Source organism: Melaminivora jejuensis (assembly GCF_017811175.1).
Taxonomy (GTDB): domain Bacteria; phylum Pseudomonadota; class Gammaproteobacteria; order Burkholderiales; family Burkholderiaceae_C; genus Melaminivora; species Melaminivora jejuensis.
The window spans coordinates 3,564,091-3,583,763 of record NZ_JACWIJ010000002.1 but is presented as its reverse complement, the minus strand read 5'-3'; the positions used below and the strand labels follow the sequence as shown (position 1 = coordinate 3,583,763).

The 19,673-nt window shown below is 68.9% G+C and carries 18 protein-coding genes and 1 pseudogene; 7 read left to right on the top strand and 12 right to left on the bottom strand.

Annotated features, from left to right (window positions below):
* Window positions 1–75 precede the first annotated feature (75 nt).
* The 6 genes from IDM45_RS16760 to IDM45_RS16735 all read left to right on the top strand — a co-directional run bounded on the left by IDM45_RS16760 (window position 76) and on the right by IDM45_RS16735 (window position 5,968).
* The gene (locus tag IDM45_RS16760; RefSeq protein WP_209423855.1) at window positions 76–702 is read left to right on the top strand and encodes a TRAP transporter small permease; all 627 of its coding nucleotides are present in this window, start codon (window positions 76–78) and stop codon (window positions 700–702) included.
* Window positions 699–1,997 carry a TRAP transporter large permease gene (locus IDM45_RS16755; RefSeq protein WP_209423854.1) on the top strand — a complete coding sequence of 433 codons (1,299 nt, stop codon included), beginning with the start codon at window positions 699–701 and terminating at the stop codon, window positions 1,995–1,997. The genes IDM45_RS16760 and IDM45_RS16755 overlap by 4 nt, the downstream gene beginning before the upstream one ends.
* Before the next feature lie 41 nt (window positions 1,998–2,038).
* On the top strand, window positions 2,039–3,073 hold the full coding sequence (locus IDM45_RS16750) for a DctP family TRAP transporter solute-binding subunit (protein WP_209423853.1): 1,035 nt from the start codon (window positions 2,039–2,041) through the stop codon (window positions 3,071–3,073).
* A gap of 147 nt (window positions 3,074–3,220) precedes the next feature.
* On the top strand, window positions 3,221–4,225 hold the full coding sequence (locus tag IDM45_RS16745; protein ID WP_232653691.1) for a thiamine pyrophosphate-dependent dehydrogenase E1 component subunit alpha: 1,005 nt from the start codon (window positions 3,221–3,223) through the stop codon (window positions 4,223–4,225).
* The gene (locus IDM45_RS16740; protein ID WP_233457518.1) at window positions 4,216–5,253 is read left to right on the top strand and encodes an alpha-ketoacid dehydrogenase subunit beta; all 1,038 of its coding nucleotides are present in this window, start codon (window positions 4,216–4,218) and stop codon (window positions 5,251–5,253) included. Before IDM45_RS16745 ends, IDM45_RS16740 begins: the two co-directional genes overlap by 10 nt.
* A 133-nt stretch (window positions 5,254–5,386) precedes the next feature.
* Window positions 5,387–5,968: a DUF169 domain-containing protein gene (locus IDM45_RS16735; RefSeq protein ID WP_209423852.1), complete on the top strand. Its 582-nt coding sequence runs from the start codon at window positions 5,387–5,389 to the stop codon at window positions 5,966–5,968.
* Between the two features lie 148 nt (window positions 5,969–6,116).
* On the opposite strand, the pseudogene IDM45_RS17825 reads toward IDM45_RS16735, so the two are convergent.
* The 3 genes and pseudogenes from IDM45_RS17825 to IDM45_RS16725 all read right to left on the bottom strand — a co-directional run.
* Window positions 6,117–6,596, bottom strand: a pseudogene (locus IDM45_RS17825) (DUF3617 domain-containing protein); the annotation flags it as partial.
* A 20-nt stretch (window positions 6,597–6,616) separates the two neighbouring features.
* On the bottom strand, window positions 6,617–7,732 hold the full coding sequence (locus IDM45_RS16730) for a hypothetical protein (RefSeq protein WP_209423851.1): 1,116 nt from the start codon (window positions 7,730–7,732) through the stop codon (window positions 6,617–6,619).
* A 120-nt stretch (window positions 7,733–7,852) separates the two neighbouring features.
* Window positions 7,853–9,676, bottom strand: a complete 1,824-nt coding sequence (locus tag IDM45_RS16725) for an ABCB family ABC transporter ATP-binding protein/permease (RefSeq protein ID WP_209423850.1) — start codon at window positions 9,674–9,676, stop codon at window positions 7,853–7,855.
* Between the two features lie 211 nt (window positions 9,677–9,887).
* Between IDM45_RS16725 and IDM45_RS16720 the strand changes: the two genes are divergently transcribed.
* Entirely contained in the window at window positions 9,888–10,316 is a 429-nt protein-coding gene (locus IDM45_RS16720) for an acyl-CoA thioesterase (RefSeq protein ID WP_209423849.1), read from the top strand.
* Between the two features lie 120 nt (window positions 10,317–10,436).
* Here IDM45_RS16720 and IDM45_RS16715 read toward each other — a convergent pair whose 3' ends face one another.
* From IDM45_RS16715 to IDM45_RS16675, 9 genes are all read right to left on the bottom strand, one after another.
* Entirely contained in the window at window positions 10,437–11,084 is a 648-nt protein-coding gene (locus IDM45_RS16715) for a bactofilin family protein (RefSeq protein WP_209423848.1), read from the bottom strand.
* A 151-nt stretch (window positions 11,085–11,235) separates the two neighbouring features.
* Window positions 11,236–11,730, bottom strand: a complete 495-nt coding sequence (locus tag IDM45_RS16710; RefSeq protein ID WP_209423847.1) for a thioesterase family protein — start codon at window positions 11,728–11,730, stop codon at window positions 11,236–11,238.
* A gap of 81 nt (window positions 11,731–11,811) precedes the next feature.
* Window positions 11,812–12,621: an enoyl-CoA hydratase gene (locus IDM45_RS16705; RefSeq protein ID WP_209423846.1), complete on the bottom strand. Its 810-nt coding sequence runs from the start codon at window positions 12,619–12,621 to the stop codon at window positions 11,812–11,814.
* Window positions 12,622–12,638: 17 nt separating this feature from the next.
* The gene (locus IDM45_RS16700) at window positions 12,639–13,493 is read right to left on the bottom strand and encodes an acyl-CoA thioesterase (protein WP_209423845.1); all 855 of its coding nucleotides are present in this window, start codon (window positions 13,491–13,493) and stop codon (window positions 12,639–12,641) included.
* 37 nt (window positions 13,494–13,530) lie between these two features.
* Window positions 13,531–14,418: an alpha/beta hydrolase family protein gene (locus IDM45_RS16695; RefSeq protein WP_209423844.1), complete on the bottom strand. Its 888-nt coding sequence runs from the start codon at window positions 14,416–14,418 to the stop codon at window positions 13,531–13,533.
* 184 nt (window positions 14,419–14,602) lie between these two features.
* The gene (locus tag IDM45_RS16690) at window positions 14,603–15,799 is read right to left on the bottom strand and encodes an acetyl-CoA C-acyltransferase (RefSeq protein ID WP_209424184.1); all 1,197 of its coding nucleotides are present in this window, start codon (window positions 15,797–15,799) and stop codon (window positions 14,603–14,605) included.
* Window positions 15,796–16,215, bottom strand: a complete 420-nt coding sequence (locus IDM45_RS16685) for an endonuclease domain-containing protein (protein WP_232653694.1) — start codon at window positions 16,213–16,215, stop codon at window positions 15,796–15,798. The genes IDM45_RS16690 and IDM45_RS16685 overlap by 4 nt, the downstream gene beginning before the upstream one ends.
* A 222-nt stretch (window positions 16,216–16,437) precedes the next feature.
* Window positions 16,438–18,861: a 3-hydroxyacyl-CoA dehydrogenase/enoyl-CoA hydratase family protein gene (locus tag IDM45_RS16680; protein ID WP_209423843.1), complete on the bottom strand. Its 2,424-nt coding sequence runs from the start codon at window positions 18,859–18,861 to the stop codon at window positions 16,438–16,440.
* Window positions 18,862–19,022: 161 nt separating this feature from the next.
* A complete protein-coding gene (locus IDM45_RS16675) occupies window positions 19,023–19,457 on the bottom strand; it encodes a DUF2147 domain-containing protein (RefSeq protein WP_209423842.1) in 435 nt (144 codons plus the stop codon).
* Window positions 19,458–19,673 lie beyond the last annotated feature (216 nt).

The window sequence follows — 19,673 nt, the reverse complement described above, 5'->3', positions numbered from 1 at the left end:
CGCTCCCACCCGGAGCCCAGCCGCCACCGAGCCAGCGGCACACGATGCGCATTGGCCTCAGCACCGATCCCTCCCATGCTTTCCCTCTCGCTCCCGCGTCTTCATGCCCTCCCAACTCCCCTCGGGCCGTCCGGCTCCGGCAGCACGCCCACCCCTGACGCCAGCGCCGAGCCACGCCTGCTGCGTCTGGAGGACTGGCTCACCGCTGCCTCCATGGCGCTGCTGGCGCTGATCACCTTCGCCAACGTCCTGGTGCGCTACTTCACCGACTCCTCGTTCGCCTGGACGGAGGAGTTCTCGGTCTTTCTGATGATCGTGCTGGCGCTGGTCGGCGGCTCCTCGGCTGTGGCGCGCGACCAGCACATCCGCATCGAATTCTTCTGCGCCGCCGGCCCGGCGCTGCGCCGCCGGCGCCTGGCGCAACTGGGCGCGCTGCTGGTGGCCGTGCTGTTTGCGCTGATCGCGGCGCTGTCCGTGCGCGTGGTCTGGGACGACTGGCGCTTCGAGGAAACCTCGCCCGGCATCGGCGTGCCTCAGTGGTGGTACTCGATCTGGCTGCCCATCCTGTCGGCGCTGATCGCCGCGCGCGCCGTGGGCCTGCTGCTGCGCCGCACACGCCAGAGCGACGCGCAATACCTGGCCGGCGACGCGCTGCCAGCCACAGCCGGGCAAAAGCAAGACCCTGACGGGGGCCAGCCATGATCGCCACGCTGCTGTTCGTCGCCTTCCTGGGGCTGATGTTCCTGGGCGTGCCCATCGGCGCGGCGCTGGGCCTGGCGGGCGCTGCCGCCATCGCCCTGGCCAACTCGCAGGCGCAGTGGTTCGGCCTCTTGGCCGTGCCGCAGAACTTCTATGCCGGCCTGGGCAAATACCCGCTGCTGGCCATTCCCATGTTCGTGCTCGTCGGCTCCATCTTCGACCGCTCGGGCGTGGCGCTGCGGCTGGTCAACTTCGCCGTATCCATCGTCGGGCGCGGGCCGGGGATGCTGCCGCTGGTGGCGATTTCGGTGGCCATGTTCATGGGCGGCATCTCCGGCTCCGGCCCGGCCACCGCCGCTGCCGTGGGCGGGGTGATGATTGCCGCCATGGCGCGCGCCGGCTACCCCAGCGGCTACAGCGCCAGCGTGGTCGCGGGCGCTGCCGCCACCGACATCCTGATCCCGCCCTCGGTGGCCTTCATCGTCTATTCGGTGCTGGTGCCGGGCGCGTCGGTGCCGGCGCTGTTTGCTGCCGGCCTGTTCCCCGGCGTGCTGGCCGGCCTGTCGCTGATCATCCCGGCGGTGTGGCTGGCGCGGCGCCACGGCATGGGCAAGCTCGAAGCCGACCTGCCGCGCCCGCCGTTCTGGCGCAGCCTGCGCGAGGCCTCCTGGGGCCTGGCCGCGCCGGTGGTCATCCTGGGCGGGATGCGCATGGGCTGGTTCACGCCCACCGAGGCGGCCGTCGTCGCCGTGTTCTACGGCCTGTTCGTCGGCATGGTGGTGCATCGCACCATTGGCGTGCGCGACCTGTTTCCCATCCTGCGCGAGGCCGGCGAGCTGTCTGCCGTCATCCTGGTCGTGGTTTCGCTGGCCGGCATCTTTGCCTTCTCGCTCTCGACGCTGGGGGTGATCGATCCGGTCACCCGCGCCATTGTCGAATCCGGCCTGGGCGAAGGCGGCGTGCTGGCGCTGATCGTCGTGCTGCTCTTGATCATGGGCATGTTCCTGGACGGCATCTCCATCATGCTGATCTTCGTGCCGCTGATGGCGCCCATCATGGCGCACTACCAGTGGGACGTGGTCTGGTTCGGCGTGGTGCTGGTGCTGACCATCGCCATCGGCCAGTTCACCCCGCCCATGGCCGTGAACCTGATGGTGTCCGCAAAGATCGCCCAGGTGCGCATGGAGGCCACGACCCGCTGGGTGCTGTGGCTAGTGGTCGCCATGTGCCTGGCCATGATCGCCGTGCTCGTGTGGCCGCAGATTGCGCTGTGGCTGCCTGCACGGCTGGGCTATTGAGCCAGAACCTTTTTCACCCACCCTCCAAGGAGACCGAAACCATGAAACTGCGCACTTTCCTCACCGCCACCGCCGCAGCCAGCGCGCTGCTCACCCTGGGCCTGCCCGCCGCGCACGCGCAGAACTACAAGAGCGAGTACCGCATGTCCCTGGTCGTGGGCACGGCCTTCCCCTGGGGCAAGGGCGGCGAGATCTGGGCCAACAAGGTGCGCGAGAAGACCAACGGGCGCATCAACATCAAGCTGTATCCTGGCGTGTCGCTGATCCAGGGCGACCAGACGCGCGAGTTCTCGGCGCTGCGCCAGGGCGTGATCGACATGGCCGTGGGCTCGACCATCAACTGGTCGCCACAGGTCAAGCAACTCAACCTGTTCTCGCTGCCCTTCCTGATGCCCGACTACGCCGCCGTCGATGCGCTGACCCAGGGCGAGGTGGGCAAGGAAATCTTCAAGACGCTGGACAAGGCCGGCGTGGTGCCGCTGGCCTGGGGCGAGAACGGCTACCGCGAGCTCACCAACTCCAAGCACGCCGTCAAGACCCCCGCCGACATGAAGGGCCTGAAGATCCGCGTGGTGGGTTCGCCGCTGTTCGTCGATACCTTCACCGCTTTAGGCGCCAACCCCACGCAGATGAGCTGGGCCGACGCGCAGCCGGCCTTTGCCAGCGGCGCCGTCGATGGGCAGGAAAACCCCATGAGCATCTTCACCGCCGCCAAGCTGCAAAACGTCGGCCAGAAGTACCTGACCATGTGGGGCTACGTGGCCGACCCGCTGGTCTTCGTGGTCAACAAGGACGTGTGGAACTCCTGGACGCCCGAGGATCGCGAGCACGTGCGCCAGGCCGCCATCGAAGCCGGCAAGGAAGAAATCGTCATTGCGCGCAAGGGCATGATCGAGGCCGGCCAGCCGCTGCTCAAGGATATCGAGGGCCTGGGCGTCACGGTGACGCGCCTGTCGCCTGCCGAGCGCGAGGCCTTCGTGCAGGCCACGCGCGGCGTGTACAACAAATGGAAGCCGACCATCGGCACCCAACTGGTGGACATGGCCGAAAAAGCCATCGCAGCGCGCAAGCAGTGAGCGCCTGGGCAACTCCGGTCGCTACTTTATTGATAGCTGTCAGCGCTTGTCCTGCAAGGGTTTTGGTCTTATTTCATACCCCATTGGGGGAAGGAATGAAGACCCGCGCCAGACAGGCGCTGGCCGCCATCACAACCATTGCTCATCATGAACGAACTGCTTGACCTGTACCGCACCATGGTGCGGATTCGCGCCTTCGAGGACGCGGCGGAGGCGGCCAGCCAGGGGGGCGTCTCCTGGGGCGGCGCAGCCACCGAAGGCGCCGAAGTGCGCGTCAAAGGCCCGCTGCACCTGTCCACCGGCCAGGAGGCCGTGGCCGCCGGCGTGTGTGCGCACTTGCACGCGCGCGACCTGCTGACCTCCACGCACCGCGGCCACGGCCACACGCTGGCCAAGGGGGCCGACCCGACCAAGATGATGTGCGAGCTGTTCGGCCGCGCCAGCGGCTACAACGGCGGCAAGGGAGGCTCCATGCACATTGCGGACTTCTCCGTCGGGATGCTGGGCGCCAACGGCGTGGTCACCGCCGGCCTGCCGATCGCCGTGGGCGCGGCGCACGGCCTGAAGATTCGCGGCGCGGACGCCATCGCCGTGAGCTTCTTCGGCGACGGCGCCATCAACCGTGGCCCGTTTCTCGAAGCCCTGAACTGGGCGCAGATCTACCGCCTGCCGGTGCTGTTCGTCTGCGAGGACAACCGCATCTCGGCCACCACGCCCTCGGCCCCCATGACGGCGGGCGAGCAGGCCGCCAGCGCCCGCGCCGAGGCCCTCGGCATCGCCGCAGTGCAGGTCGATGGCAACGACGTGCAGGCGGTCAGCGACGCCGCGCGGCAGTTGATCGCCGGCATCCGTGCCGGCAGCGGCCCGCGCCTGCTGCACGCGCAGACCTACCGGCTCAAGGGCCACGTCTCGGTCGATCCGGCCAGCTACCGCGACCCGGCGGAAGTCGCCGCCGCCCGGCAAAACGACCCCATAGACCGGGCGCGCGAACGCCTGCGCGCCCTGGGCCTGGGCGAGCAGGCCGAGCAGATCGAGCGCGCCGCCCTGGAGGAAATCACCACCGCCGTGGCCACGGCCAGCGCCGCGCCGCTGCCCGCAGCCGAGGCCGCCTACAGCGACGTGGTCAGCATTGGAGAAGGCGCATGGACATGAGCAGCCCGAATACCGCACCCAACACCGCCGGCGCGCGGAGCATCCGCACCCTGACCTACGCGCAGGCCGCCGCCCTGGCGCTGCAGGAGGCCATGCAGGCGCAGCCGCACATCGTCGCCCTGGGCGAAGACCTGGGGCGCGGCGGCGTCTTCGGGCAGTACCGCGCCACCGACGGGCGCTGCCTGGTCGAGCACTTCGGCGCGCAGCGCATCATCGACACGCCGATCTCCGAAGCCACCATCATGGGCGCCGGCGTCGGCATGGCGCTGGCCGGGCTGCACCCGGTGGTCGAGATGCGCGTGGCCGACTTTGCCCTGTGCGCCATCGACGAGCTGGTCAACCAGGCCGCCAAGAACCGCTTCATGTTCGGCGGCCAGGGCCGCGTGCCGCTGGTGGCACGGCTGCCCATCGGCATCTGGACGGCCTCGGCGGCGCAGCATTCGCAGTCCTTCGAGGCCTGGTTCGCCCACGTGCCGGGCCTGGTCGTGCTGGCACCGGGCACGCCGCAGGACAACTACGGCCTGCTGAAAGCCGCGCTGGCCAGTGGCGATCCGGTGGTCTATATGGAGCACAAGGAGCTGTGGGGCCTGCAGGGCGAGGTGGACACGCAGGCCCCGGTGGAGATCGGCCAATGCCGCCTGGCCTTCGAGGACGGCGGCGGGGCTGATGATCTGGCCATCGTGTCCTGGTCGCGCCAGGTGCATACCTGCGTGGAGGCCGCGCGCGAGCTGGCCGGCGCCGGCGTGCGTGCGCGCGTGCTGGACTTGCGCTCCATCTGGCCCTGGGATCGCCAGGCCGTGCTGGCCGCCGCCAGTGCCAGCGGGCGGCTGCTGGTGGTGCATGAGGCGGTGCAGGCGGCGGGCTTCGGCGCGGAGATCGCCGCCACCGTGGCCGAGCACACGGGCGCGCGCGTGGCCCGCCTGGGCGCGCCGCGCATCCCCGTGGGCTACGCGCCGACGCTGGAGGCTGAGTCGCGCATCGGCGCCGCGCAGGTGGTGCAGGCCGCCCGGCGGCTGCTGGCGCGCTGACGGGGCAAGGGGACAGGTGCGGGCGCAGCGCCCAAGTCCAGCCCCCTCACCCCCCACCCTCTCCCGCACGCGGGAGAGGGAGCCTCGGACGCTGCCGAGGGTTTTCACGCCCTCGCCCCCCATCAACGGAGACATGACCACGACGAGCACACCCCCCGCCCCACCGGCGTCCAGCTCCGCCGCCCTGCCCCCGCTGCCCGAGCTGTGTACGCAACTGGAGCACACGCTCAAGCTGCGCGTGCCGCCCATCGGAATGCAACTGCTCGAAACCGCCGAAGAGCTGCAGGCCATCGCGCGCCTGCGCCGGCCCAAGGCCGTCCACACCATGGATCAGATCGTCGGCCAGGCCACGCGGCTGGGCTGGACGGTGGGCATCACCGCCGAAGACCTGGTGGCCGACCAGTGCCGCTTCGTCGTCGACCTGGGCGAGGATGACCCGGCCTGGCACACCGGCGCGCACATGAGCGGCGTGTGGTATGCCACGGTGGAGGACGCCACGCGCCACCAGGCGGCCATGCACCGCGTGCCGCAGGGGCGCTATGGCGGTGTGCTGGACGACGAGATGCTGATAGCGCTCACCGTGGCCGACATTGCCAAAGCGCTGGACGGGATGCAGGCGCTGGCCAGGAACGGCCTGCGCTACCCCTTCCCGCAGTACGGCATCCAGATGGATGCACGGGCCGGGCTGGGGGTGAGCTACCCCAGGAAGGACTGAGCCGCATTGGTTCTACTCCCTCTCCCGCGTGCGGGAGAGGGTTGGGGAGAGGGTGCCGGATCAGGGCGCAGCGCCTCTTGAATCGCCCCCTCACATCACCGCTTTCCTCCCGCCTTGCCCAGGCTGCCACAGTCCCCGACACGCGCCGCGCCTCCATGTCCATCTCCATGCGCCCGCCGTCCGGCCCCCTGGCCTGCATCACGGCTTGGGTGGTGTAGTGCTGCGGGCTGTGCAGCGTGACGGTGAAATCCCCCTGGCTGGGCGGATTGGTGCAGACGATGCGGCCCTTCCAGGTCTTGGCACTGCGGCTGACCTGGGTGTAGGTGCAGTCGCCCTCCCGGTGGCCTTCGCGGATGGGGCCGTCCTGCACGTCCTCGGGCGCCAGGCAGATGCGGATCGCCGGCCTGCCGCCCTTGCCCACGCCGACGCCAATACCCATTTGCTGCTCCATGATCTTGCGCGCCTCGGGCGGCAGGTTCTTGAGCTGCTCGTGCAGGCCCGGGATCTGCGAGCTGTGCTGCACCTCCCACAGGCCCGGCTCGATGGTCTGCGCCTGCGTCTGGGCGGCGGCGGCAGCCAGCAGCAGGGCGGGCAGTGCAGTGGCAAGCGTCCGGCGGATAGTGTCCATGGCTTCTCCCTTCATGATTTTCATGGCCGGCCCTGTTGCCAGCCGGCGTGGTATTGCCCGACCGGCACACCGTTGATGCTGGAGTCGGCCTGCATCTCGTAGCGCACGCGGCGGCCCTCGCCATCGTCGCCCATGAACACCAACGGCAGGCCGCTGCCGACGGCCACGTATTCATCCCACGGCTCGGGGACGCCGGGGATGGCCGCGCTGTAGTGGCAGGCCAGGAAGGTGCCTGCGCCGACCGTGACCGTCTTGTGGCCCAGGTAGGTGACGCGGTAGGCGTCGGTCTCGCGCGTCGTGTTGGTGGTGGGGTAGCCGACGACCGTGGTGGTCGCGGTGGTGTCGGCGGTGACGCTGTAGTCGAAGGACTCGCCTGCCTGCAGCGTGTACTTGAGTTGCTGCGCGGGCGGGGCGTTGACCGTGCGCAACTGCATCTGGATCGGCCCCATGGTGGAGTGCGAAACCGAGCCGTATTCGACGATCACCGGGCCGGCGGGCGTCGGCTGGTGGCTCAGGTAATGGCTGAGCTGCATGTTCAGGTCATGGCCCAGGGCGGACACGACCATGGTGCCGCTGTTTTCGATCAGCCCGGCATGGCCGGCAAAGCTCGCGCCCGTCGATACCTGCATGTCCTGGATCATGCTGACCTCGACCGAGCCTTCGGAGGCCGGCCCAGCGCCGCGCATGTGCCAGCGGTATTGCGTCCCCGGCGTGACCAGTGCCGGGTTGAAGCAGGCGCTTGCCGCGCCATTGCCGACCGGCCCGGGCGCGCCCGGATCAGGGTTGCCAGCCGGCGCGCACAGCGCAGGGCCGGCAGCGCACACGATCTCGGTCAGCGGCACGATCTGGCCGCCGGTGGCCACCTCGCCATAGCCGTAGGCCTGGTTCTGCAGCACCCCGAGCACCAGGCCCGAAGCGGGGTAGATGCGCAGGACATAGCCTTCGAGCGTGGCGTCCTGCGCCGGCGCGGGAAAGAGTTCAGGGAAGCTGCGTTCGGCCCACTGGAAGAACTGCCCCGCATCCTTCAGTTGCCACTGCGCTGCCGGCGCCTGCGCCATGGCCGTGCCTGCGGCTCCCACGGCACCTGCGGCCACCAGGGCCACCGCACCCAGACGTGCAAGTTTTCCGCTGTCCATACATACCTCCTTCGTGCTAAGGGAAAACGGCTGTCCCGCGCTGCCGCCAGCTGGCCAGCGTCAGCGAGTCCATATGCCGACCATACCCCGTATCGCTCGAACACGGCCAGCGCGCACCCGTCAGCCGCTACTGCCCTGGTTCAACTGCATGGCCCACATCCCCGCATAGCGCCCGCCCGCCGCCAGCAGCGCCGCGTGGCTGCCGCGCTCGACGATGCGGCCCGCGTCCATGACCAGGATCTCGTGCGCATCGACCACCGTGGACAGGCGGTGGGCTATCACCAGCGTGGTCTTGCCCTGCGCGACGGCACGCAGCTCGGCCTGGATGGCGCGCTCGTTGTGCGAATCCAGTGCGCTGGTGGCCTCGTCGAAGATCAGGATGGGCGGGTTCTTGAGCAGCGTGCGGGCAATGGCCACGCGCTGCTTCTCGCCGCCGGACAGCTTCAGGCCGCGCTCGCCGACCATGGTCTCGTAGCCCCTGGGCTGGGCGGCGATGAAGTCGTGGATGTGCGCCGCGCGTGCGGCCTGCTCGACCTCGGCGCGGCTGGCGTCCGGGCGGCCATAGGCGATGTTGTAGGCCACGGTGTCGTTGAACAGCACGGTGTCCTGCGGCACGATGCCGATCGCCCGGCGCAGCGACTGCTGCGTCACGGCGCGGATGTCCTGCCCGGCGATGCTGATCGCGCCGCCCTGCAGGTCGTAGAAGCGAAACAGCAGCCGGCTGAGCGTACTCTTGCCCGCACCCGAGGCGCCGACCACGGCCACCGTCCGGCCCGCCGGGATCTCGAAGCTCACGCCCTGCAGGATGGGCCGCGCCGGCTCGTAGGCGAAATGCACGTTCTCGAAACGCACGGCGGGCGGGCCGGAAAGCGCCAGCGGCTGCGCGCCGGGCGCATCGGCCACCTCCTGCTCGCGATCCATCAGCGTGAACATCTTGTCCAGGTCGGTCAGGTTCTGCTTGATCTCGCGATAGACCACACCCAGGAAGTTCAGCGGGATGTAGATCTGGATCATGAAGGCGTTGACCATGACCAGGTCACCCAGCGTCAGCCGCCCATCGGCCACGCCGGCCGTGGCGCGCCACAGCATGGCCACCAGGCCAGTGGCGATGATGATCTGCTGGCCGGTGTTGAGCAGGCTGAGCGTGCTGCGGCTCTTGAGCTGGGCGCGGCGCAGCTGCTCCAGGCTCTGGTCGTAGCGCCGCGCCTCGAACTGCTCGTTGTTGAAATATTTGACGGTCTCGTAGTTCAGCAGCGAATCGATCGCCTTGGCGTGCGCCGCCGAGTCGAACTGGTTGGCCTGGCGGCGAAACTGGATGCGCCACTCGGTGACCCACACCGTCCAGGCGATGTACAGCACCAGCGCAATCAGCGTGATGCCGGCAAACCAGGCATCAAAGCGGGTGGCCAGCACGGTGAGCACCAAGAGCACCTCGACCAGCGTGGCGGCGATGTTGAACAGCGCAAACGACACCAGCGACTCGATGCCGCGCACGCCGCGCTCGATGTCGCGCGTCATGCCGCCGGTCTGGCGCTCCAGGTGAAAGCGCAGGGACAGGCCGTGCAGGTGCTCGAAGGTCTTGAGCGCAATGGCGCGCGCCGCGCCGTGCGTGGCGCGGGCAAAGACCAGCTCGCGCAGCTCGTTGAACAGCGAGTTGCCAAAGCGCAGCAGGCCATAGGCCACCAGCAGGCCCACGGGCACGACCAGCAGCGCGCTGGGGCTGCCGGGCGGCAGCGTCATGGCGTCGATCAGGTCTTTCAGCAGCAGCGGCACGCCGACGTTGGACAGCTTGGCGCCCACCATGAAGGCAATCGCCGCCAGCACACGCCATTTGTAGTGCCACAGATAGGGCAGCAGCCGCGCCAGCGTGGCCCAGTCGCTGCGCGGCCTGGCCGGGGTGTTGTCGGTGGGCAGGGGGGCGATGTCGGAGCCGGAGCGGCGCATGGGCAGGCAGGCGGGGAGCGCAGGAGTGGCGAGGCAGCCATTGTGACCGTGCAGGCGGCGCACCGCCGGCCCCGGCCCGGCAGCGGGGCGTGTCGGACAATGCGGCCTTTTCCTGCCTTAGAGCGTGTTTACGATCTCCGCGCCCGCGCACCCGCGCGGGGATCGTAAACACGCTCTTAGCCCCACCGACCAACCGGACTACCCGCCAGCCATGGAACAGAACGCCAACGCCAACGCCAACGCCCACCCGCAACTGCCCAGCGACAAGGAGCTGGTGCTCAAGGTCATCCCCATGCCGGCGGACACCAACAGCAATGGCGACATCTTCGGCGGCTGGGTCATGGCGCAGGTCGATCTGGCCGGCTCGGTGCTGCCCGCGCGCATCATCTGCGGACGCATGGCCACGGTGGCCGTCAACGAATTCATCTTCAAGCAGCCGGTGCGCGTGGGCGACCTGCTGTCGTTCTTTGCCGAGGTCACGCGCATCGGCAACACCTCGATGACGGTGCGCGTGGAGGTCTATGCCGAGCGCATCGGCGCACAAGGCCGCTACCTCAAGGTGACCGAGGCCAGCCTGACCTATGTCGCCATCGACGACAGCGGCAAGCCGCGCCCGATCGCGCGCACTCTGCAGGCCTGAGGGACGCAAAGAGCCACCGCCGGACGAAAAAAAAGGAGCCTCGCGGAGGCTCCCTGCTGCGCTGCCGCAGCTCTCAGAGCGTGTTTACGATCCCTGCGCGCGGAGATCGTAAACACGCTCTCAGGCCAGGGCCAGGGCAGCGGACTGCCCAGCCGCAGCGCCGCCACCTGCGGCAGCGGCGGCATGACTGGCGCTGCCAGCGCTGGAGGGGCTGAGCCGCGCCGCGCCCAGGCCACCCTCGATCTCGCCGCTGAGCTGTCCGCCCTCCTCGATCACCACCTTGCCGTAGCGGATCTTGCCGCTGACCTTGCCCGAGCCGAAGATGACCAGCTTGTCGCGCACGGTGAGCTGGCCATCGAACTGGCCGTGGATCTCGGCGATGTCGATCTCGGCGCTGCCGCGAAACGCACCCTGCTCGGCGATGTGGATCACGCGCGAGTCCATGGTGGCCTCCACCGTGCCCTCGACCACCAGCGTGTCGCAGTCGGTGATCTCCACGCCCTTGAGCTTGATGTTGGGGCCGACGGTGAGCTTGCTGCCGCCCGAGGCACTGGCAGCGCTGGCGCCGGACGCCGCCGCAGTGGCGGCCAGACTGGCAGGAAGGGCGCCGCCAGCGGACGCCGCGCTGCGGCTGGCGGCGCTGCCCAGCACGCCTGTTGCCTGCCGGGTGGAGGGGCCATCGCTGCTGGCGGGCTGATTGCCCGGGGCGCTGCTGTTGTTGTTGCTGCTGCTGTCACGTCTGCCAAAGAAAGGGTTTTGCACGGCCATCGGTACTCCTGGAAAAAACGGGCCGATGCTAGGCGCCGGCTCCGGTTTCAAATGCAGGGCAGACGCAAGAGGAGTAACCAAAGGCCTGCCTGGTTGCATGCGCTTGCAGGCTTTGCAGCACCAAACAGGGCGCCAGCGCTGTCTTTCCGGATCATGAAACGATGTAGGCCGCCGCCCCGGTGGCCAGCAATTCGCCGTGCTGGCCGAGGAACTCCATGCGCGTGTTGGCCACACGCGAGCCCAGGCGCAGCACCTGGGCCTGCAGCAGGAACTGGCTGCCGATGGCGGCGCGCAGGTAGTCGATGCGCAGGTCGATGGTGCCCAGGCGGGAAAAGCGCTGCAGCCGCGCCGCCGGAGCCTCGTCCATGTGCTTGCCGCCAATGGCCGCCATCACCGCCAGGCCGCCCATGGCGTCCAACCCAGCGCTGATGACGCCGCCGTGCAGCCGGTTGTAGGTGAAGTGCCCGACCAGCTCGGGGCGCATGTCGATGCGCGCCGCAACCCGCTCGGGCGCCAGTGCCGTGATGTGCAGGCCCAGCAGCCGGTTGAAGCTGATGTGCTGCTCGAACATCTGCGTCAGCCCGTCGATGAACTCCGGCTCGAAGGCGGCCGGGGCCGCCGCAGCCGCTGGAGCAGGTGCTTTCATGGTATTTTTTTGCTACTCAAATAATAGCTGTCAGCGCTTGTCCAACAAGGGCTTGAGCCTGTTTTTGCTTGAATTTCAGCATCAGCACTTGCTGAAATCCGGATGGCGCTTGTCCATGAAGGCGCTGAAGGCCTCGCGCGCTGCCGGCCCGGCCATCAGGCGGGCGAAGCTGGCGCCCTCCTCGTCCATGCGCGCGCGCACGGCGGCGCTCTGGCCGGCCTTCATCAGGCGCTTGGTCTCGATCAGCGCGCTCAAGGGCTTGGCGGCGAGTTTCTTCGCCTGGGTCTGCGCCAGCAGGTTGCACTCGGCGGGCGGCACCACGCGGTTGACCAGGCCGACCTCCAGCGCCGCCTCGGCCATGAAGGGCTCGCCCAGCAGCAGCGCTTCGGCCGCACGGTGGTAGCCCAGCATCTGCGGCAGCAGCAGGCTGGACGCTGCCTCGGGGCACAGGCCCAGGTTCACGAAGGGCAGCGAGAACGCCGCGTTGTCGCCGGCATAGACCAGGTCGCAATGCAGCAGCAGCGTGGTGCCGATACCCACCGCCGGGCCACAGACGGCGGCGACCAGCGGCTTGGGGAACGCGGCCAACGCGCGCAGGAAGCGCCACACGGACGGCTCGCCTGCGTCCTGCGCTGCCGCTTGCTGCCCGCCCTGGGCCGACTGGCGCAGGAAGTCGGCGATGTCGTTGCCGGCGCTGAAAATCGCCATGTCGCCCTGGAACACGACCACGCGCACGGCGGCGTCGGCCTGCGCTGCCACCAGCGCATCGGCCATGGCGGCGTACATGGCCTCGGTGATGGAGTTCTTCTTGTCCACCCGGTTGAAGGTGATGGTGGTGACGGCGGCCTCAGTGTGTACCAGGATGTCCTGGCTGCTGGTGTCGGTGCTCATGGCGTTCATTTCCTGGTTCACTCCTTGTAATAGACGATTTGGTGCGTGGTGGCCAGCAGCGCGCCGGCCTCGTTCCACAGCTGCGCGGTCTGGTCGAAAAAGCCGTTGCGGAACTCCTGCGCGCGCGCCTGGCCCAGCAGGTGGCCGCTGCCGGTGCGTGCCAGCAACTCGCTGCCAGCGTGGAAGTACACGGTCATGGACACCGTCCCCGCCGGCACGCGCAGCGCCCGGCGGCGCCAGATGCGCGGGAAGAACACGTCGGCCAGCGCCGCCAGCGCCGGAAAGTCCAGCGCCCGCGCCGGCGCATCGCGCATCCACAGCTGCGTCAGGCTGTCGCGCTCGCTGCCGTCCCACTCGCCGGGCAACATGCCGCGCACCGGACGCATCTCGTAGCGCTGCAGCCACTGCACCGGGAAGATGGCCGGCGCCAGCGCGCACTCGGCGGGCGGCGGCACCTGCGGCATGGGCGTGTCGGCGCCGCTCCAGGTCTCGCGGCGCTCGGCCATCAGCACGGTGGCGGTGGTGGTGACCTGCGGATCGCCGCCCTCGGCGGGGCTTTGCAGCACGCTGACCGTCCAGTGCTGGGTCGAGCGGTTGGTGCGCGCCGGCGTGGCAACGACGGTGAACGGCCCTTCGATGACGGCGGCGGCGAAGTTCACCGTCAGCGCCACCGGCTCGCCCAGCACGTCGGGGTGGCGCAGCACGGCGGCCAGCGCCGTGGCAGCGGTGAGGCCGCCATAGGGGCCGACCATGTTCCAGTAGGCCTGGGTGGTCTGGCCGGTGTAGTGGCCGGGGGCGCCCGATTCGAGCACCAGGGCCTCGTCCAGCGGGTGGACGGCGGGCGGGGTGGAGGAAGTTTGCATGTCGGTCATGAAAGGCGAGTGTGCCTGCAGCGCGGGCGCGGCTGCGTCATGCGGGCGACGCTGCCGTGGCATCGGCCTGCGCCCACTGGGCGAGCTGCTGCGCTGCGCGCGGCCACAGCGTCGGCGCGAAGCTGTCGCGGAAAAAGCCGAAGTGCCCGATGCGCCGCGCGCCCACGTCCTGGGCGGCGATGCGCTCGATCCGGCGCGGGGCGCGGGCGTACAGGGCCAGCAGCGCCTCGGTGCCGGCCAGGGTCATCATCTCGTCATCCACCATGCTCCAGGCCAGCACGGGAAAGCGCACTGCGGCATAGCTGCGCTCGGCCCCCTGCCCTTCGGCGCCGACGCTGTAGCGCGGGTGCAGGCACCAGCGGCGCCACTGCAGGGCGACGGCGCGCGGCAGATCGCCCACGGCGCGCAGGCGCCGGCCTGGGAAGTAGCCGCACAGGCGCACCGAGGCGGGCACCAGCACATGCCAGAAAAACGGCATCAGCCGGCGCAGGCGCGGCGCATTCTGGCGCCAGTAGCCGCTGCCGGCAGCAATGCTCAGCAGGCCGGCGACGCGGTGCTTTTCTTGCAGCAGGCCGGGCAGCTGCGCGCCCAGGCTGTGGCCGACCAGCAGCAGCGGGCGGCCCGGCAGGGCCTCGGCGGCGTGGGCGATGACGGCGTCGTAGTCGCGCGCCCAGTCGTGCAGATTGGCTTGCACGGCACGCATGGGCCCGTGCAGCGAGGCGCCCTGGCCCCGGTAGTCGAAGGTACTGACGGCCCAGCCCTGCCCGGCCAGCCATTGGGCAAAGCGGGCATAGAAGGTCTGCGGCACGCCAAAGGCCGCGCCGATGACCACGCTGCCCTGCGGTGCGGTGCCGGCAGGTGGCAGATAGCGGCACACGGCCAGCGGATGGGCTGCGCCGGACACGGGCAGAGCGTGCTGCTGCATCATCGGCCTCCTGTGTTTTGCTACTTCTTTGGTAGCTGTTCGCGCTTGACTGGCGCTGTTTTCAGCTCCTTCCCCCTCTGGGGGAAGGTGGGGATGGGGGCTGGCTGGTGCTGGCGTGTGGTGTCATGAGGCCACCGTCGCTGGCCCCCACCCCAACCCTCCCCAAAAGGGGGAGGGAGCAGGATCAGACGCGCTCGAAGATGCCCGCCGCGCCCTGGCCCATGCCAACGCACATGGTGACCATGCCGTACTTGAGCTGCTTGCGGCGCAGCGCGTGTACCACCGTAGCCGAGCGGATGGCGCCGGTGGCGCCCAGCGGGTGGCCCAGGGCGATGGCGCCGCCCATGGGGTTGACCTTGGCCGCATCCAGCCCCAGCGTGTTGACCACGGCCAGCGACTGCGCGGCGAAGGCCTCGTTCAGCTCGAACCAGTCGATGTCGTCCTGCTTCAGGCCGGCATAGCGCAGCGCGGCGGGGATGGCCTCGATGGGGCCGATGCCCATGATGGCTGGCGGCACGCCCCGGCTGGCGTAGCTGACGAAGCGCGCCAGCGGGGTCAGGCCAAAGCGCTTGACGGCGGCCTCGCTGGCCAGGATCAGCGCACCCGCGCCGTCGCTGGTCTGCGAGCTGTTGCCCGCCGTGACCGAGCCGCGCGCGGCAAACACCGTGCGCAGCTTGGCCAGGCCCTCCAGGCTGGTGTCGGGGCGCGGGCCTTCGTCCAGGCTAGCGGTGCGGGTCTTTTGCACCAGCTCGCCGGTCTCCAGGTTCACGCTGCGGTCGGTGACCTCGATGGGCGTGATCTCGTCCTTGAACTCGCCGGCCTGCTGCGCGGCAATGGCGCGGCGGTGCGACTCCAGCGCAAAGGCGTCCTGCGCCTCGCGGGACACTTTCCACTGCTGGGCGACTTTTTCTGCCGTCAGGCCCATGCCGTAGGCGATGCCCACGTCGCCGTCGCGCTCGAAGATGGAAGGCGACAGGCTGGGCGTGTTGCCCATCATGGGCACCATGCTCATGCTCTCGACGCCAGCGGCGATCATGACGTCGGCCTCGCCCACGCGGATGCGGTCGGCGGCCATGGCCACGGCCGACAGGCCCGAGGCGCAGAAGCGGTTGACGGTGATGCCGCCCACGCTGGTCGGCAGGCCGGCCAGCACCGCGCCGATGCGCGCCACGTTCAGGCCCTGCTGGGCCTCGGGGATGGCGCAGCCGCAGATGATGTCCTCGATGGCCTGCGGATCCAGCCCCGGCGCCTGGGCCAGGGCCGATTTGAGGATGGTGGCCAGCAGGTCGTCAGGCCGGTAGTTGCGGAAAAAGCCCTTGTGCGAGCGCCCGATGGGCGTGCGCGTGGCGGCGACGATGTAGGCGTCTTGCTGTTGTTTCATGGAGACTGCTCCTGTGTTGTCTGGCTCTTTCCCCCTGTGGGGAAAGGTGGGGATGGGGGCTGGCCGCGCAGTTCGTTCAGTCGGTTGTGTACTGCCTGCAAGACCCCGTCCATCTGGGTGAATGGCGCGTCGGACGCGAAACGCATCACGTCAAAACCCTGCGCCCGAAAGAATGCGTCGCGACGTTCGTCATACGCTGCCTGTCCTGAATGCTGTGAGCCGTCGAGCTCCACGATCAACGGCGGCGCCAGGCAGGCGAAATCGGCGACGTAGCTGCCCAGCGGATGCTGGCGACGGAATTTCACGCCGAGCTGCTCGCCCTTGAGGCGCTGCCACAGCTTGCGTTCGCTGTCGGTCATCTCCCGGCGCAGCACCTGGGCGTTGCTGCGGGCGCGTGATGTAGCCTGGTTCTGCATGATCTCAGCGCCCCGGCGTGCGTGCTTGCTCCTTCCCCCCTTGGGGGAAGGCTGGGATGGGGGCCGGCTGGTTGTGGCGCACGGCGTTGCACGTCCAGCCGCGCTGGCCCCGCCCCAGCCCTCCCCAGAGGGGGAGGGAGCAATACCGGCAACGCGCCAGCCTCCCCCAGAGGGGGGAGCGAGAGTGCTGCAGGGCGGACGGACATGCCAGGCCTCATGCCGTCAGTTGCGCACCGGCTTGCCCGTGCTAAGCATCCCCAGAATGCGCTCCTGCGTCTTCGGGTGCTCGATCAGCGTGCAAAAAGCCTTGCGCTCCAGCTGCATCAGGTATTCCTCGCTCACCAGCGTGCCGGCATCGACATCGCCGCCGCACACCACCTCGGCAATCATGGTGGCGATGCGCTGGTCGTGCTCGCTGATGAAGCCGCCGTCGCGCATGTTGGTCAGCGAGCCGCGGATGGTGGCGATGCCGCTGCGCCCGGCCACCGGGAACAGGCGCTTCATCGGCGCACGCCAGCCGGCCATGCCCATGGCGCGGGCCTCGTTCACCGCCACGAACAGCAGCTCGTCGCGGTGCGGCACGATGATGTCGTCGTCGAGCAGGTAGCCCAGCTTGCGCGAGTCCAGCGCGCTCATGCCGACCTTGGCCATGGCCGCGGCCGTGAAGCCCTCGGTCAGGAAGTGCAGCAAGTCCTTGTCCGTCGATTTGGCGGCGTTCTCGGCGGCGCGCCGCGCGATGTAGGTCAGCCCGCCCGCGCCCGGCACCAGGCCCACGCCGACCTCGACCAGGCCGATGTAGCTCTCCATGTGTACCACGCGGCGCGCGCTGTGGATGGCCAGCTCGCAGCCGCCGCCCAGCGCCATGCCGTGGATGGCGGAAATCACCGGCACCTGGGCGTAGCGCAGGCGCAGCATCAGGTTCTGCAGCTCCTGCTCGACGCCCTCGATGGCGCCGATGCCGGCGACCACATAGGCCGGCATGGTGGCCTGCAGGTCGGCGCCCACCGAGAACGGCGCATCGCCCGACCAGATGACCAGGCCTTCGTACTCGCGCTCAGCCAGCTCCAGCGCCTCCACCAGGCCTTCCATCACGTCCGGGCTGATGGCGTGCATCTTGCTCTGGATGCTGGCGATCAAGACGCGGCCACCGGCAGGGCAGACCTCCTTGTCCAGCGTCCACACGCGCAGTGCGTCGCTGTTGCTGATGGTCGTGCCGGCTGTGCGCCAGTCGGGCAGGTTGTCCTCGCCCAGCAGCTTTTCCGGGAAGTACTGGCGGTCGTACACGGGCAGTTGGCGGCGCGGCACGAACTTGCCCTTGGCCGGGCTCCACGAGCCCTGCGCCGTGTGTACGCCGCCGGCATCGGCCACCGGGCCCTTGAAGACCCACTCGGGCAGCGGCGCCTTGGACAGCGCCTTGCCGGCGGCTATGTCCTCCTGGATCATCTGGGCGACTTCGAGCCAGCCGGCCTCCTGCCACAGCTCGAAGGGGCCTTGCTTCATGCCGAAGCCCCAGCGCATGGCCTGATCCACGTCGCGCGCGGTGTCGGCGATCTTTTCCAGATGCACGGCGGCGTAGTGGAAACCGTTGCGCAGGATGGCCCACAGGAACTGGCCCTGCGGCCCCTGGGCATTGCGCAGCAGCTTCAGGCGCTCGGCGGCGGGCTTTTTCAGCATCCGGCCATAGACCTCGTCGGCCTTGCCGCCGGCGGGCACGTACTCCTCGCTGTCGAGCTCGAAGCGCAGGATGTCGCGGCCCTGCTTCTTGTAGAAGCCGCCCTTGGTCTTCTGGCCCAGCTGGCCCAGCTCGATCAGCTTGGCCAGCACGGCGGGCGTGCCGAAGCTGTCGTAGAACGGATCGGTCTCCAGGCTCAGGTTGTCCTGCAGCGTCCTGATGACGTGGGCCATGGTGTCCAGGCCCACCACGTCGGCGGTGCGAAACGTCCCGCTGCTGGCGCGGCCCAGCTTCTTGCCCGTGAGGTCATCGACGACATCGAACGTCAGGCCGAAGTTCTCCACCTCCTTCATGGTGGACAGCATCCCGGCGATGCCCACGCGGTTGGCGATGAAGTTGGGCGTGTCGTGCGCGCGCACCACGCCCTTGCCCAGGCCGGTGGTCACGAAGGCTTCGAGCTGGTCGAGCACTTCGGGCTGCGTGGCGGGCGTGTTGATCAGCTCCACCAGCATCATGTAGCGCGGCGGGTTGAAGAAGTGGATGCCGCAAAAGCGCGGGCGCAGGGCTTCAGGCAGCGCCTCGGAGAGCTTGGTGATCGACAGGCCCGAGGTGTTGCTGGCCAGGATGGCGTGCTTGGCCACATGGGGCGCGATCTTGTGATAGAGGTCTTGCTTCCAGTCCATGCGCTCGGCAATGGCCTCAATGACCAGATCGCAGTTTTTCAGCAGGCCCAGGTGCTCCTCGTAGTTGGCCGCCTGGATCAGGCCGGCATCGTCGGCCACGCCCAGGGGCGCGGGCTTGAGCTTTTTCAGGTTGGCGATGGCGCGGGTGACGATGCCGTTCTTCGGGCCTTCCTTGGCCGGCAGGTCGAACAGCACCACGGGCACCTTCACGTTGACGAGGTGGGCGGCAATCTGCGCGCCCATCACGCCTGCGCCGAGGACGGCGACTTTGCGGACGTTGAATCGGGTCATGGGGTGGATGGAATCGGTTGAGTGGATGGGCTTTCACTCCTTCCCCCTGTGGGGGAAGGCAGGGATGGGGGCCGGCTGGTTGTGGCGTGCCTTGCGCAGTGGCCGCCGTCGCTGGCCCCACCCCAGCCCTCCCCCAGCGGGGGAGAGAGCAAGACAGGAGGTCAGTTCACGCGCTGCCAGGTCTGGGTGCGGCCAAAGGGGCCGATGGAGCCGCGCACTTCGAGCTTGCTGCCGCCCTCGATGGGCGTCAGGCGCAGGGTGTAGTGCTTGCCGTTTTCCGGGTCGAGGATCTTGCCGCCCTCCCACACGTCCTTGCCTTCGGCCTTCTTCGCCCCGGTGATGATGGGCAGGCCGACCATGGGCTGATCCTTGAGCGCATCCTTGCACTCCACGCACTTGGCTGCCGGGTCGGCGTCCTTGCGCAGGAGCTTTTCGATGCGGCCTTCCAGCGCGCCGCCTTGGTCGGCGATGCGGATCTCGGACTTGGCCTCGCCGGTCTTGTCGTCCATGCTGCGCCACAGGCCCACGGGCGACATCTGGGCCAATGCCGGGGCGGCGATTGCTGCAAAAATAATAGCTGCCAACGCTTGTCTCATAAGGGCTCCAGGGCTAAAAGAGTGGTTTTCCGCTCCTTCCCCCTTTGGGGGAAGGTTGGGATGGGGGCGGCTGGTTCTGGCGGGCCGTGTCGTGCGGCCAGCGTCGCTGGCCCCACCCCAGCCCTCCCCAAAAGGGGGAGGGAGCAAGACCGGCAGCGCGCCTGTCCTCTCCCCAAAGGGGGAGGGAGCGATGCCGGCTGCGGATTCCTGCTCCCT

Bases quoted from the DNA above. Each gene is read 5' to 3' on its own strand.
- IDM45_RS16760 (WP_209423855.1), top strand. From the start codon at position 76: ATGCTTTCCCTCTCGCTCCCGCGTCTTCATGCCCTCCCAACTCCCCTC.
- IDM45_RS16755 (WP_209423854.1), top strand. From the start codon at position 699: ATGATCGCCACGCTGCTGTTCGTCGCCTTCCTGGGGCTGATGTTCCTG.
- IDM45_RS16750 (WP_209423853.1), top strand. From the start codon at position 2,039: ATGAAACTGCGCACTTTCCTCACCGCCACCGCCGCAGCCAGCGCGCTG.
- IDM45_RS16745 (WP_232653691.1), top strand. From the start codon at position 3,221: ATGAACGAACTGCTTGACCTGTACCGCACCATGGTGCGGATTCGCGCC.
- IDM45_RS16740 (WP_233457518.1), top strand. From the start codon at position 4,216: ATGGACATGAGCAGCCCGAATACCGCACCCAACACCGCCGGCGCGCGG.
- IDM45_RS16735 (WP_209423852.1), top strand. From the start codon at position 5,387: ATGACCACGACGAGCACACCCCCCGCCCCACCGGCGTCCAGCTCCGCC.
- IDM45_RS16730 (WP_209423851.1), bottom strand. From the start codon at position 7,732: ATGGACAGCGGAAAACTTGCACGTCTGGGTGCGGTGGCCCTGGTGGCC.
- IDM45_RS16725 (WP_209423850.1), bottom strand. From the start codon at position 9,676: ATGCGCCGCTCCGGCTCCGACATCGCCCCCCTGCCCACCGACAACACC.
- IDM45_RS16720 (WP_209423849.1), top strand. From the start codon at position 9,888: ATGGAACAGAACGCCAACGCCAACGCCAACGCCCACCCGCAACTGCCC.
- IDM45_RS16715 (WP_209423848.1), bottom strand. From the start codon at position 11,084: ATGGCCGTGCAAAACCCTTTCTTTGGCAGACGTGACAGCAGCAGCAAC.
- IDM45_RS16710 (WP_209423847.1), bottom strand. From the start codon at position 11,730: ATGAAAGCACCTGCTCCAGCGGCTGCGGCGGCCCCGGCCGCCTTCGAG.
- IDM45_RS16705 (WP_209423846.1), bottom strand. From the start codon at position 12,621: ATGAGCACCGACACCAGCAGCCAGGACATCCTGGTACACACTGAGGCC.
- IDM45_RS16700 (WP_209423845.1), bottom strand. From the start codon at position 13,493: ATGACCGACATGCAAACTTCCTCCACCCCGCCCGCCGTCCACCCGCTG.
- IDM45_RS16695 (WP_209423844.1), bottom strand. From the start codon at position 14,418: ATGCAGCAGCACGCTCTGCCCGTGTCCGGCGCAGCCCATCCGCTGGCC.
- IDM45_RS16690 (WP_209424184.1), bottom strand. From the start codon at position 15,799: ATGAAACAACAGCAAGACGCCTACATCGTCGCCGCCACGCGCACGCCC.
- IDM45_RS16685 (WP_232653694.1), bottom strand. From the start codon at position 16,215: ATGCAGAACCAGGCTACATCACGCGCCCGCAGCAACGCCCAGGTGCTG.
- IDM45_RS16680 (WP_209423843.1), bottom strand. From the start codon at position 18,861: ATGACCCGATTCAACGTCCGCAAAGTCGCCGTCCTCGGCGCAGGCGTG.
- IDM45_RS16675 (WP_209423842.1), bottom strand. From the start codon at position 19,457: ATGAGACAAGCGTTGGCAGCTATTATTTTTGCAGCAATCGCCGCCCCG.